The organism is Streptomyces sp. NPDC058308 (assembly GCF_042880275.1).
GTDB lineage: Bacteria > Actinomycetota > Actinomycetes > Streptomycetales > Streptomycetaceae > Streptomyces.
The window spans coordinates 195,206-207,699 of record NZ_JBHVZA010000002.1 but is presented as its reverse complement, the minus strand read 5'-3'; the positions used below and the strand labels follow the sequence as shown (position 1 = coordinate 207,699).

Annotated in this window: 13 protein-coding genes; 5 read left to right on the top strand and 8 right to left on the bottom strand. The window is 73.4% G+C overall.

From position 1 onward, the window contains the following. Positions 1–81: 81 nt before the first annotated feature. Positions 82–1,572: a glutamate synthase subunit beta gene (locus tag ACFVYL_RS03530; RefSeq protein ID WP_389712637.1), complete on the bottom strand. Its 1,491-nt coding sequence runs from the start codon at positions 1,570–1,572 to the stop codon at positions 82–84. Between the two features lie 105 nt (positions 1,573–1,677). Continuing rightward, positions 1,678–2,157, bottom strand: a complete 480-nt coding sequence (locus tag ACFVYL_RS03525) for a DUF1772 domain-containing protein (RefSeq protein ID WP_389712636.1) — start codon at positions 2,155–2,157, stop codon at positions 1,678–1,680. Between the two features lie 194 nt (positions 2,158–2,351). On the opposite strand from ACFVYL_RS03525, the gene ACFVYL_RS03520 reads away from it, so the two are divergent. Continuing rightward, positions 2,352–2,984, top strand: coding sequence for a uridine kinase (locus tag ACFVYL_RS03520; protein WP_389712635.1), 633 nt, complete (start codon positions 2,352–2,354; stop codon positions 2,982–2,984). Between the two features lie 160 nt (positions 2,985–3,144). Then, entirely contained in the window at positions 3,145–3,579 is a 435-nt protein-coding gene (locus tag ACFVYL_RS03515) for a CBS domain-containing protein (RefSeq protein ID WP_389712634.1), read from the top strand. Between the two features lie 41 nt (positions 3,580–3,620). On the opposite strand, the gene ACFVYL_RS03510 is transcribed toward ACFVYL_RS03515, so the two are convergent. Next, the gene (locus ACFVYL_RS03510) at positions 3,621–4,766 is read right to left on the bottom strand and encodes a magnesium and cobalt transport protein CorA (protein ID WP_389712633.1); all 1,146 of its coding nucleotides are present in this window, start codon (positions 4,764–4,766) and stop codon (positions 3,621–3,623) included. A gap of 146 nt (positions 4,767–4,912) precedes the next feature. Between ACFVYL_RS03510 and ACFVYL_RS03505 the strand changes: the two genes are divergently transcribed. After that, positions 4,913–5,761, top strand: coding sequence for a methyltransferase domain-containing protein (locus ACFVYL_RS03505; protein WP_389712632.1), 849 nt, complete (start codon positions 4,913–4,915; stop codon positions 5,759–5,761). Between the two features lie 30 nt (positions 5,762–5,791). Here ACFVYL_RS03505 and ACFVYL_RS03500 read toward each other — a convergent pair whose 3' ends face one another. Both ACFVYL_RS03500 and ACFVYL_RS03495 read right to left on the bottom strand, forming a co-directional pair. Continuing rightward, positions 5,792–6,715 carry a carbohydrate kinase family protein gene (locus ACFVYL_RS03500; protein ID WP_389712993.1) on the bottom strand — a complete coding sequence of 308 codons (924 nt, stop codon included), beginning with the start codon at positions 6,713–6,715 and terminating at the stop codon, positions 5,792–5,794. Positions 6,716–6,741: 26 nt separating this feature from the next. Next, positions 6,742–7,650, bottom strand: coding sequence for a pseudouridine-5'-phosphate glycosidase (locus ACFVYL_RS03495; protein WP_389712631.1), 909 nt, complete (start codon positions 7,648–7,650; stop codon positions 6,742–6,744). 179 nt (positions 7,651–7,829) lie between these two features. On the opposite strand from ACFVYL_RS03495, the gene ACFVYL_RS03490 reads away from it, so the two are divergent. Beyond that, entirely contained in the window at positions 7,830–8,195 is a 366-nt protein-coding gene (locus tag ACFVYL_RS03490; RefSeq protein ID WP_389712630.1) for a cupin domain-containing protein, read from the top strand. Positions 8,196–8,452: 257 nt separating this feature from the next. Here ACFVYL_RS03490 and ACFVYL_RS03485 read toward each other — a convergent pair whose 3' ends face one another. The 3 genes from ACFVYL_RS03485 to ACFVYL_RS03475 all read right to left on the bottom strand — a co-directional run bounded on the left by ACFVYL_RS03485 (position 8,453) and on the right by ACFVYL_RS03475 (position 11,310). After that, the gene (locus ACFVYL_RS03485) at positions 8,453–9,715 is read right to left on the bottom strand and encodes an MFS transporter (protein WP_389712629.1); all 1,263 of its coding nucleotides are present in this window, start codon (positions 9,713–9,715) and stop codon (positions 8,453–8,455) included. An 83-nt stretch (positions 9,716–9,798) separates the two neighbouring features. Continuing rightward, positions 9,799–10,353, bottom strand: coding sequence for a methylated-DNA--[protein]-cysteine S-methyltransferase (locus ACFVYL_RS03480; RefSeq protein ID WP_389712628.1), 555 nt, complete (start codon positions 10,351–10,353; stop codon positions 9,799–9,801). Positions 10,354–10,416: 63 nt separating this feature from the next. Continuing rightward, complete coding sequence (locus tag ACFVYL_RS03475; RefSeq protein WP_389712627.1) at positions 10,417–11,310, bottom strand: glycerophosphodiester phosphodiesterase; 894 nt, start codon at positions 11,308–11,310, stop codon at positions 10,417–10,419. A 275-nt stretch (positions 11,311–11,585) separates the two neighbouring features. On the opposite strand from ACFVYL_RS03475, the gene ACFVYL_RS03470 reads away from it, so the two are divergent. After that, a complete protein-coding gene (locus ACFVYL_RS03470) occupies positions 11,586–12,464 on the top strand; it encodes an MHYT domain-containing protein (protein WP_389712626.1) in 879 nt (292 codons plus the stop codon). The last annotated feature ends 30 nt before the right edge of the window (positions 12,465–12,494 follow it).

Below are 12,494 nucleotides of genomic sequence, written 5' to 3'. Positions count from 1 at the left end.
ACGTGCGTATTCCCGTAGTACGCAGGTGAGTTGGCGTTCTCATTCCGGCCACGGGGGAGTGTCCACCGTGACGCCTCGACGTCACAGCGTCATGGGGCGGTCGTGCGGCGAGATCGGGCACGGGAGCTGGGTGGAGCCGGTCAGCCAGCGGTCCACCGCCGCGGCGCACGCGCGGCCCTCCGCGATGGCCCAGACGACGAGCGACTGGCCGCGCGCGGCGTCGCCGGCCGCGAAGACACCGGGGGTGTCCGTCGCGAAGCGCGCGTCGCGGCCGAGCGCGCCCCGCCCGTCGAGATCGAGGCCGAGCTGGTCGAGCAGGCCGCCCGGCGGGCGCTCGGGCCCGGAGAAGCCGAGCGCGAGCAGCACCAGGTCGACCGGAAGTATCCGTTCCGTGCCGTGCACCGGGCGCCGCCCCGCATCGACCTCCGTCAGGTGCAGCGCCCTCACGCGTCCCGCCGCGTCGCCGCCGAACCGGAGCGTGGACGCCGCGAACAGCCGTGCGTCGGCGTCCGCGGCGGGCGCGGTCCGCAGCTGCCCGGCCTCCTCGTGCGCCGGGGTGAGCCGGTAGATCTTCGGGTACGTCGGCCACGGCTCCGCCGTCTCGTCGCGCGCCTCGCCGGGGCGCGCGTAGATGTCCAGCTGGGTGACGGACGCCGCCCCTTCGCGGACCGCCGTGCCCAGGCAGTCGGCCCCCGTGTCGCCGCCGCCCACGATGACGACGTGCCGGCCCGCGGCGCTCAGCGGCGAGACGTCGAGATCCCCCGCGCACACCCGGTTGGCGAGCGGCAGATACGCCATGGCCTGCTCGATGCCGGCCAACTCCCGCCCCGGCACGTCCAGCTCCCGCCACGCCGTGGCCCCGACGGCGAGCACCACCGCGTCGTGGCGGGCCCGCACCTGAGCCGCTCCCACGTCCCGGCCCACCTCCGTCGACGTGCAAAAGCGCACGCCTTCCGCGGTCAACTGGCCGAGCCTGCGCTCCAGATGGTGCTTCTCCATCTTGAAGGCGGGGATCCCGTACCGCAGCAGTCCGCCCGGCCGGTCCGCCCGCTCGTACACCGCGACGGTGTGTCCCGCGCGGGTCAGCTGCTGCGCGGCGGCGAGGCCCGCGGGCCCGGAGCCGACGACGGCGACGCTCTTGCCGGAGTGGCGCTCCGGGGCCCGCGGCGGGGCGAGGCCGTCGGCCCAGATGCGGTCGGCGACGGCGGCCTCGACGTTCTTGATCGTCACGGCGGGCTGGTTGATGGCGAGGACGCAGCCCGCCTCGCAGGGAGCGGGGCAGAGCCGGCCGGTGAACTCCGGGAAGTTGTTCGTGGCGTGCAGCCGGTCCGCCGCCGCGTGCCAGTCGGCGCGCGAGACGAGCTCGTTCCACTCGGGGATCAGATTGCCGAGTGGGCACGCCTCGTGGCAGAACGGGACCCCGCAGTCCATGCAGCGGTCCGCCTGCCGTTCGGCGAGCGGCAGCAGCGCGTCGGGGACGTACACCTCGTCCCAGTCCCGTACCCGCTCCTCGACGGGGCGGCGCGGCCAGTCCTGCCGGGGGGTGGTGAGGAAGCCCTTGGGGTCGGCCATCGCCGTCTCCCTTGCGACCGTGCGCAGGCTTTTTGTCACCATACGTCGGGTTTCGGCGCCCGGCACCCGGGGCGGGCGGGCTCGGGTCGGCCCGAGGGCGTCGGCTCAGGTCAGCCCGAGGATGAAGCATGCCGTCGCGGCGAGCGAGGCGACACCGCGGACGTGGTTCCACGCGGTCCACTGGCGCACGTACGCATTCCAGTACGCGGCGCCCTCCGCACTGTCCGGATCGACCTTGGCGAGGTCGTCGTTGCGCGGCACGTTCGCCACGACGGTCACCCCGAACGAGCCGACGAGATACAGCGCGCTGCCGACCAGCAGCTCGGCGGTGCCCTCCTGCGGCCAGAGCACGAACGTCACCACGGCGAGCACCGCACAGAGCCCCGTCGCCCCGAGGAACACGGCCATGAACGCCGGGGTGACCGCCGCGACGTTGATCCGGTTCATCGCGGCGATGCCCTGGGCCGGAGGCAGCGCCGCCAGGCCCTTCATGACGAAGGCCGAGAACGCGGCGAACACCCCGGCGACGAGGCCGCAGGCCAGCGCCCCGAGCACGGTGAGCACGAAGTACGGACCGTCGATCATGACAACTCCCGTGAGGGCTGAGCCGGTTGTGGCGGACAGCTGCGGCGGACAGCGGGCCGCGAGCGATAGATCGTGCAGCGCCCCGCCGCCTCACCACAAGTCAATTCGCACCGGCCCGTGACAGCCATCCGCGACGCTCGCCCTCCCCTGCGCCGCCGTCTCGGCCCGCGGCCGCCACCCGGCATCATGGGTCCGTGCGACTCGAACCGATCACCTGGGAACGGCTGGCCGACACCCTCGCCGACCGCCTGCTCGACCTGAAGCCGGGCGACGGCGGCGCCTGGCCGCGGGTGGCCTTCGACGGGGCGCCGGCCGGCGGCACCGGCGAGCTGGCGCGCCGGGTGGGGGACGCCCTGCGCCTGCGGGGACGCGACGCGCTCGTGATCGGTACGGAGGGGTTCCTGCGGCCCGCTTCGCTGCGGCTCGAGTACGGCCGCGAGGACGTGGAGGCGTACTACAGCGGGTGGTTCGACACGGGCGCGCTGTGGCGCGAGGTCCTCGGGCCGCTCGACCCCGGCGGCACGGGGAGGGTCCTGCCCGACCTGTGGGACCCGGTGGCCGACCGCGCGACCCGCAGCCCGTACGTCGAGCTGCCGCCCGGCGGAGCGCTGCTGCTGCACGGCCCGCTGCTCCTCGGCCACTGGTTCCCTTTCGACCTGACCGTGCACGTGCGGCTCTCACCGGGCGCCCTGCGGCGGCGCACACCGGACGGCGAGCGGTGGACCCTGCCGGCGTTCGAGCGCTACGAGGACGAGGTGGATCCCGCGGCCGTGGCGGACGTGGTGGTGCGGGCGGACGACCCGCGCCACCCGGCGTGGAGCGGCTGAGCCCTGCTCCGCGCCACCTGCGCCCCGCCGCCTGCGCCCCGCCACAGTCGGGAGCGGCCTTCCGGATGCGTGCCGTCGCGGGCGCCGCGAGAATGAGGGGCGCCGGGACCAGCGGCGCCTCCGCGCCGTTCCGGACACTGCCCGGCCACGGGAGGTAGTGATGACCACCGCCGGAGACATCATGCACCGGGGTGCCCAGTGGATCCCCAAGCACGAGACCCTGGACCGCGCCGCCCAGCTGATGCGCGAACTCGACGTGGGCGCGCTGCCCATCAGCGACGAGAACGAACGGCTCTGCGGCATCCTCACCGACCGCGACATCGTCGTCGGCTGTGTGGCCATGGGGCACGACCCGTCGCACATCACCGCGGGCGACCTGGCCAAGGGCACCCCGCGCTGGATCGACGCGGACGCCGACGTCGGCGAGGTGCTGCGGGAGATGCAGGGCCACCAGATCCGCCGGCTGCCGGTGATCGAGAACAAGCGGCTGGTCGGCATGATCAGCGAGGCCGACCTGGCCACCCATCTCACCGACGACCAGCTCGCCGGGTGGGTCGAGAGCGTCTATGCCAAGGGCGCCCGGGGCCGGGGCTGAGGCTCGCGCTACGGGCGTGCCGGGCCACAGGCCTTCACGGCTCACAGCCAGCCGTTGCGCCGGAAGCCGCGGTACAGGGCGAAACAGGCTGCCGCGACCAGGGACATGACGATCGGATAGCCGAACTGCCAGTGCAGCTCGGGCATGTGGTCGAAGTTCATGCCGTACATCCCGCAGACCATCGTCGGCACCGCGACGACCGCCGCCCATGCGGTGATCTTCCGCATGTCCTCGTTCTGCGCGACGGTCACCTGCGCAAGGTGCGCCTGGAGGATCGAGTTCAGCAACTCGTCGAAGGCGGCGATCTGTTCGGTGGTCCGCTTCAAGTGGTCGTCGACGTCCCGGAAATAGGCCTGTATCTGCGGGGCGATGAGCCACATCGGCTGGGTGGCGAGCACCTGGAGCGGGCGGCCGAGCGGCACCACCGCCCGCTTCAGTTCGAGGAGTTCGCGCTTGAGCTGGTAGATGCGGCCCGGGTCGGTCCGCTCGCCGTCCGGGGCGAACACCTCGGTCTCGACCTGGTCGATGTCCGACTGCACCGCGTCCGTCGCCGCGAGATAGTCGTCGACCACCTGGTCGGCGATGGCGTGCAGCACCGCGGCGGGGCCCTGGGCGAGCTGCTCGGGCGACGCCTCCAGCTCCTCGCGCAGCGGGCCGAGCGAGCCGTGCCGGCCGTGCCGGACGGTGATGACGAACTCCCGGCCGAGGAACACCATGATCTCGCCGGTGTCCACCACCTCGCTGGTCGCGGTCAGTTCGCCGTGTTCCACGTAGCAGACGGTCTTGAACACGGCGAACAGCGTCTGGTCGTACCGCTCCACCTTCGGGCGCTGGTGGGCGTGGACCGCGTCCTCCACCGCGAGGGGGTGCAGGCCGAAGAGGTCGGCGACGTCGGCGAACTCGTCCTGTGTCGGCTCGTGCAGCCCCAGCCAGACGAAGCCGTCGCCGCTCCTGCGGACCCGCTCCACCGCCTCGACCAGGTGGGGGTGCGACGGCTGACGGACCCCTTCCCGATACGTCACGCAGTTCACCACCGAGGAGCCCAGTGGGGAGCGGGCCGGATGGCTCAGGTCGACGCGGGTGTCGCGGCGGCCCAGGCGGGCGACCTTGCGCAGACTGCCGACCCGGCGCAGGCCACCGACCTTGCGCAGGCTTGTGACCTTGCGCAGATTGCCTGCCATCGACATAGGGGCTCCTCGCACCGAAGACGTGGCGTGCCAGTCTGCCAGGAGGTTCGCACGCCCCGCCAAGGCCTGGGGGAACGGAGAACTCCGTTCCGGATTGCCCGGTTCTGCCTCCCGGGAGCAAGCGGGACAACTGGGATGATCGGGGCATGACGCAAATCGACGGTCATCTCCTCGACCCCCGGCAGTACGCCGGGCCCCGCCAGCTCTCCGACCACCGGCAGCTCTCCGACTCCCGGCAGTCCCTGGCGCGATCGCGCTCCGACGCGTTCGCCGCCCTCTTCGACCCCACGACCTTCGGGCACGTCGAACGCCTCGGCATCGGCCCCGGCTGGCGCTGCTGGGAGGTCGGGGCGGGCGGCACCTCCGTGATCTCCTGGCTCGCCAAGCGGGTCGGCCCGACCGGCCGGGTCCTGGCGACCGACATCGACATTTCATGGCAGACGCGGGCCGCGCGCTCGCCCCTCGAAGTCCGGATCCACGACGTCGCCACCGAGCCGCCCCCCGGCGGAGGCTTCGACCTCGTGCACGCGCGCCTCGTCCTCGCCGACGTGTCCGACCGGGAACAGGCCCTCGCGTCGATGCTCAGGGCGCTGCGGCCCGGCGGCAGACTGCTCATCGAGGAGCCCGACCTGGCGCTCCTGTCGCTGGCCTGCCCCGACGAGCACGGTCCGGCCCAGGAGTTGGCGAACCGGCTGCGCCACGCGGTGCGCTCGCTCCTCGCGGAGCGCGGGGCGGACGTCGCGTACGGGCGCAGCGTGCCCCGGCTGCTGCGCGAGGCGGGCCTGCGCCGGGTGGAGTCCGACGTGTACTTCCCACTCACGTCGCCGGCCTGCGCGGACCTGGAGACGGCGACGCTCAAGGAGCTCAGGCCGGACCTGGTCGCGGCGGGCCTCGCCACGTCCGAGGACATCGACCACCACGTGGCGAACGCGGCGACGGGCGCCCTGGACCTGGCGGCTCCGCCCCTGATCTCCACGTGGGGGAGGAAGGCGTAGCTCCGGTGCGCGGCGGCGCCGGGGCGGGCGTCACGCCGCCGCGGGCGGGTCCGGGGGCCTGCCGCCGATCCGCTCCACGGCCCGCGCCCCCGCCCCGCACCCCTGCGCAGCCGCCTCGCAGAGCCCCGCGCCGCCCAGCCGCGCGGCGAGGAACGCGCCCGTGAACGCGTCACCCGCCCCCGTCGAGTCACGCACCCGCGCGGGCTCCGCGAGGCTCCGGCCGAGCACCTCGCCGTCCCGCGCCACCAGCGCCCCCTCGGCGCCGAGCTTGACCACCACCGCCGGGAAGCGGTGACTCAGCTTCGACGCCGCGTCCGCCGGGTCGGCCAGCCCGGTGAGCAGCTCCGCCTCGTCCCGGCTCGGCAGCAGCACGGACACCCCGTCCACCGCCGAGAGGAAACGCTCCACGCCCGTCTCCGCGAGGAACCCCGCGGACGCGGGATCCACGGTCACCGGCACCCCACGCGCGCGGGCCGCCGCCAGTGCGGCACGGGCGGTCGCCCGGCTCGGCTCGGTGAAGAACAGGTAGCCGGACAGGTGCAGCAGGGCCACGCCGTCGAGCAGGTCGGTCGAGAAGTCGGCGGGGGAGAGCCGCAGCGCGGCGCCGCTGTCCGTGAGGAACGTGCGCTCGGCCCCGGCGCCCTCGTCCACCAGGCAGATCACCATCCCCGTCGGCGCCTCGGCATCGACGACGAGGCGCGGCCGCACACCCGCGCGCGTGAGCGCGGCCTCGTGCCACGCCGCCGCGTCGGCGCCGACCCGGCCGAGGAGACGTACGTCCGCCCGGCCCCGGTGCGCCGCCCAGCAGGCGACGTTGGCGCCCGCGCCACCCGGCACGGTACGGATGGCAGCGGCCGTGTCGGTGCCGGGTGTGAGCGCCTTACGGTGCCGGGCCACGATGTCCGTCACGACGTCCCCGACCACCAGCAGGGCACCGGGGCGCCCGCCCGTAATCCCGGCCGGGCCCTCGCCCCGCGGCCTCACCGCCCGGCGGCCCACGCCGACGCGATCCGTCCAGCGAGGCGCGCGTTGCCGCGGACCGCGGCGAGGTTGGCCTCAAGGGACGCGCCCCCGGTGCGCCCGACCAGCTGTTCCAGCAGGAACGGTGTGATCGCCTGCCCCGTGATGCCCCGCTCCGCGCACTCCTCGAGCGCCTCGGCGAGCACGCGCGCGTGGAGGGCGGGATCGAGCTGCTCGTCCCGGGGGACCGGGTTGGCCACGATCAGCGCCGACTCCGGCCCGCCGAGCGCGTCCTGACCGCGCATCACCTCGGCCGCCTCGCCCGGTGTGCGCAGCGTCCAGTCCACCGGGTGGCCTGAGTCGGCGAGATAGAAGCCGGGGAAGCGGTCGGTCCCGAACCCCGCGACCGCGACGCCCAGCGTCTCCAGGCGCTCCAGCGTCGCCGGCACGTCCAGTATCGACTTCACGCCCGCGCAGACCACCGTGATCCTGGTGCGGGCGAGCAGCCCCAGGTCGGCCGACTCGTCCTGCGCCCGCGTCCACTGCCGGTGCACTCCGCCGAGTCCGCCCGTGGCGAAGACCCGTACGCCCGCGCGCGCGGCGAGCAGTGCCGTCGCCGAGACCGTCGTCGCCCCACTCGCGCCCGTCGCGACGGCGAGCGGCAGGTCGCGGTGGCCCAGCTTGCGGATGCCGTCCTCGTTCGCGACCCGGTCCAACTGCTCCTTGTCCAGGCCGACGTGGGGGCGCCCGTCCAGGACGGCGATCGTCGCGGGTACGGCGCCCTCCTCCCGTACGAGCGCTTCGAGTTCCCCGGCCACCTGGAGGTTGCGCGGGCGCGGAAGGCCGTGCGCGATGATCGTGGACTCCAGGGCCACCACGGGGCGTCGCTCCGCGACAGCCGTCTGCACCTCGTCGGACACCACCAGCACGGGCCTGCCTCCTGCCTGTCGGGTCTCTTCGGTCCTCTCGGGCCCCCGCCCCCCTCATCCCTGGCGGGTCGCATGCCCCGCCAAACCCCTGAGGGCGCGCAGACGGACGCCGACCCCCGCCGCCGCGGCGCCCGACCCCCGCCGAGGCGCCGCCCGGCCCCCGGCTAGGGTGACCGGCCATGACCACGAATGATCAGACTGTTGCGTCTTTTGCCGTGCACATTCCGGACGTTGAGCTGGAGGCCGAGCCGCTCGACCCGGCGCAGATCGTCTCCGGTGACCCGGTGGTGACCGGCAAGGTGCTCTGGGAGTCCGCCGACGGCAAGCAGCTGCGCGGCATCTGGCAGATCACGCCGGGGGTGGTCACCGACACCGAGGCCAACGAGCTCTTCGTGGTCGTCAGCGGCCGCGCCACCGTCGAGGTCGAGGGCGGCGACACCCTGGAGATCGGTCCGGGCGACGCCGCCGTGCTGCGCGAGGGCGACCGCACGACCTGGACCGTCCACGAGACGCTGCGCAAGGCGTACCACATCACGCTGCCCTGAGAGCCTGTCTTTGAACCCCCGCCTGCGCCCCGACGCCCGGCACGCACGCTCGGCGCACGGAACCCCAGGACAGGTGGCTCCGCCACATGACCTGGAACTCCGCACACCAATCGCACGCTTCCCCAAGCTCTCGGCTCCGCTCGAGCAGGGGAGGCCCCAATCCGCCGCTGCGCCCGCGCTTCGCACGGACGACGGGGGTTCAAAGACAGGCTCTGAGCGCCTGTGTCATGTTCCCGGCCGGGCGGCCGACGTCCGGCTCACGCCTTCCTGACGGCCCTGCGGACCGCGAGCGCGGCCATCGGCAGCAGCACGCAGACGCCGGCGAGGTTGAGCCAGCCGTAGCTCGCCCGCGCCACGATCAGGCCCGCGGCGGCGCCGCCGATGCCCGCCGCCGCGTTCATCGTCAGGTCCGACAGGCCCTGCACGGCGGCGCGCGCGGGCTGCGGCACCGAGTCGGTGAGCAGCGCGGACCCGGAGACCAGGCCCGCGGACCAGCCGAGGCCCAGCAGGAAGAGACCCGCGGCCGTCCGGCCGTGGCTCGCCCCCGCCGTGCCGGCGAGCAGCGCGGCGCAGCACAGCAGCCCCACCGCGAGGCCGATCACCGAGAGCCGGCCGAACCGGTCGGCGAGCCACCCCATGACCGGGGAGAACGCGTACATGCCCGCGATGTGGCCGCTGATGACCAGGCCGACCAGTTGCAGGCTCGCGCCGTGGTGCCCCAGGTCGACCGGGGTCATCACCATGATCGAGACCATCACCGTGTGCGAGGCGGCCACCGTCACCAGGGCGAGGCGGGCCATCGGCGAGGCGGCGACCGCGGCGACACCGGCCTTCAGCGAGCGGCTCTGCGCGGACCCGCTCTCCTGCGGGGCCAGCGCGCGGGCGGTGAGCAGCGGGTCGGGCCGCAGCAGCACCGCCACCACCAGCGCGGCGACCGCGAAGATCCCGGCGGCGAAGAGGAAGGGGCCGGCCTCCTCGGGGATGGAGGTGCCGGTGAAGACGCGGCTGGCCGGCGCGGAGATGTTCGGGCCGAGGACGGAGCCGAGGGTCGTGGCCCAGATGACGTGCGAGATGGCCCGGCCGCGCCGGTCGGGCTCGACGAGGTCGGCCGCGGCGAACCGCGCCTGCAGCGTGGCCAGTGAGCCCGCCCCGAAGGCCGCCATGCCGAGCAGCAGCAGGGCGAAGCTCTCGACGACCGAGGCGAGCACGACGAGCCCCGCGCCGAGTGCGCCGATCACATAGGCGAGGACGAGCCCCGCCCGCCGTCCGCGCGCGTTCATGAGCGCGGCGAGCGGCAGCGAGAGCAGGGCCGTGCCCGCCACGGAAGCGGTCGGCGCGAGGCCGGACAGCGCCTCCGTCCCGCTCACGTCGGTCGCCAGCATCGGGGCCAGGGCGATGCCGATCGGTACCCCGAGCCCGCCCAGTATCTGGCTGGCGATCAGTACCGCGTTCGTACGGCGTCGCAGGGCGGGCAGCGCCTCCGGCGCGGGTATGTCAGGAGCGTCGACGGTCAAAGTCACTGACGCAGTGTGCCAGGGCGTCCGCGCGCGGAACAGGGCGTCCGCGCCCGGAACAGGGAGCCGGGTCAGAACAGGGAGCCGGGTCAGAAGAGCGGCTGAGGAAGCACCCCCTCCAGGGCGAGCAGGTGGCGCTTGGTCTCCAGACCGCCCCCGAAGCCGCCGATTCCGCCGTCGCGCTCCACCACGCGGTGGCAGGGCACCACGACCGGCAGAGGGTTGGCGCCCATCGCGAGGCCCACGGCCTGGGCCGCGCCCGGCTGGCCGACGCGATGGGCCAGGTCGCCGTAGCCCACCACCGAGCCGTACGGCACGCCGGAGAGGAGCTCGCGCAGCACCTGACGGTTGAATCCGGAGATCAGGGACCAGTCGAGCGGCAGCTCGAAGTCGTGCCGCCCGCCCGCGAAGTACTCCGCGAACTGGCGTATCGGCTCGGCGAGCAGGGGCGAGTCCGGCGCGTGGACCGGCTCGGCGCCCAGCCGGGAGCCGAGCCGGTCCAGTGCCTTCACCCGGACCGCATCGGTGGCGTGGAAGACCACGGTGACCAGGCCTTCGCCGGTCGCGGCGAGCAGCAGCGGCCCGATGTCGCTGTCGACGACGGCCCACACGGCGGCACGCCGGTCCTGCGCAGTGGCGTTCATGCCGACCACCGTACGGCCGGCCACTGACAACGCGGCCGGCCGTGCTCTCGCGCAGGAGGTCCGTCAGTCGTCCCGCAGCGCCTTGCGGACGACGTCGGGCGTGTTGGTGATGATCCCGTCCACGCCGAAGCCCGCCGCGCGCACCGTGCCCGGGGCGTCGTTGACGGTCCACGTGAAGATCTCCAGCGGCTTGCCGTGCGGACCCTTCACGGCGTGCAGCGCGGAGACGTAACCGGCCGAGATGGTGGTGTGCGAGGAGTTGATCTGATCGGCGAACCGCGCGTACGCGGGCAGCTCGGCGACCGCGGGCGTGCCGAGGAAGCCGGTCTTCACATCGGGCCGCAGTGCGTGCACCGTCTTCACGCTGTCCGCGCTGAAGCTCTGGATGACCAGCTTGCTCTTGACGTGGTGCTTGTCGAGCCAGCCCGTGTCGCGCAGGACCCGCAGGCCCTGCTTCTCGATGCCCGGGTACAGCTCGGGCTTCTTGAACTCGAAGACCAGCTTCTGGTGGTTGTGCGACACCCTGCGCATGTACTGCTTCAGGGTCGGGACGCGCTGCCCGGCGTACTTCGGGCTGAACCAGCTGCCCGCGTCGAGCTTCGCGATCTCCGCGGCGGTGAAGTCCGCGACCTTCCAGGGAGCCCGGTCGGGATAGACCTCCTCGACGTTCGTCGTCCGCTTCAGGGTGTCGTCGTGCACGATCACCAGCTCGCCGTCCTTGGTCCGCTGGACGTCGTTCTCCACCCAGCGGAACCCCATGTCGCGGGCCTTGTCTATCGCCGCGAGCGTGTTCTCGGGCGCGTAGGCGGAGGCGCCGCGGTGGGCGACGACCACGGGGCTGTGATGCTTGGTGGCGCTCGGTGCCGCGCCGGGCTGCTCGGTGGCGGTGGCGGCGGGCAGGGCGAGCGCACCTGCTCCGAGGAGGGCGACGGTGGTGGCGGCAGCGCGTGCGTACACGGGTACTCCTCGCGTCGTGAGATCGCGGACCGGTCGAGAGTGACAGTCAGCGGCCAACGGGAGACAGGTGCAGGATGGCCACAGGTTGAACGAAGTCATCAAAGTCGAGGACCCCGCGCGTGGGGAACGCGATTCTTTGCCGGAAAATCGTTCGTGCGTTCCGGCGTGAGCTTTACTCTCGGCCTCAGCCGACGGCCTTTCGGACGGCCGTCAGCAGGGGGTGTGTGGAACGTTTTCAGGGCTTTTGGGCACAACGGGCGGAAGGGCTGCCGCGCATGCAGGGCACGGTCGACGGGTTCAGCTACGGAGTCGTCACACCGGTGGTGGCCTACCTCATGGCCTGTCTGGGAGGAGCGCTCGGCCTGCGCTGCACGACCAGATCGCTGCTCGTCGCCCACTCCTGGCGGCCCGGCTGGCTGGCGCTCGGCTCGGCCGCGATCGGGTCCGGAATCTGGACCATGCACTTCGTGGCGATGATGGGCTTCACCGTGGAGGAAGCCCCCGTCCACTACGACAAGGCGCTGACCTTCGCGAGCCTCGCCGTCGCCATCCTCATGGTCGGCATCGGCATCTTCATCGTCGGCTACCGGGGCGCGACGGGCACCGCCCTCTTCACCGGCGGAACGGTGACGGGCCTCGGCGTCGCCTCCATGCACTACCTGGGAATGGCCGGTATGCGTCTTCGCGGGACGCTGGAGTACAACACCCTGACCGTCGCCGCCTCCGTGGTGATCGCCATGGTCGCCGCGACCGCCGCGCTCTGGGCGGCCGGGCAGGTCAGGGGCTTCGTGTGGAGCCTGGGCGCCAGCCTCGTCATGGGCCTGGCCGTGAGCGGCATGCACTACATGGGCATGGCGGGGCTCAGCGTCCACCTGCACGGGTCCGGCGCCGCGCCGCCCGGCGACTCGCCCGCCGAGATCCTCGCGCCCATGATGATCGGGCCGCTCGCCTTCCTGCTCCTCGCGGGCGTGATCGTGATGTTCGACCCGCTCATGGTGATGGGCGGCCGGGCCGACGTCAGGAACCCGGCGAACGGCGCCCGCGCCCGGCAGTCCTACCCCGTCCCCCGCTCCGGCGACCGCCACGTGCCGCCCGCCCGCCGCCGGCCCCGCCCCCGCACCCGCCCCGGCTCCCGCACCCCGCAGAACTGGTGAGCAGCCACGGACCGGGCACGGGGGGCCGTT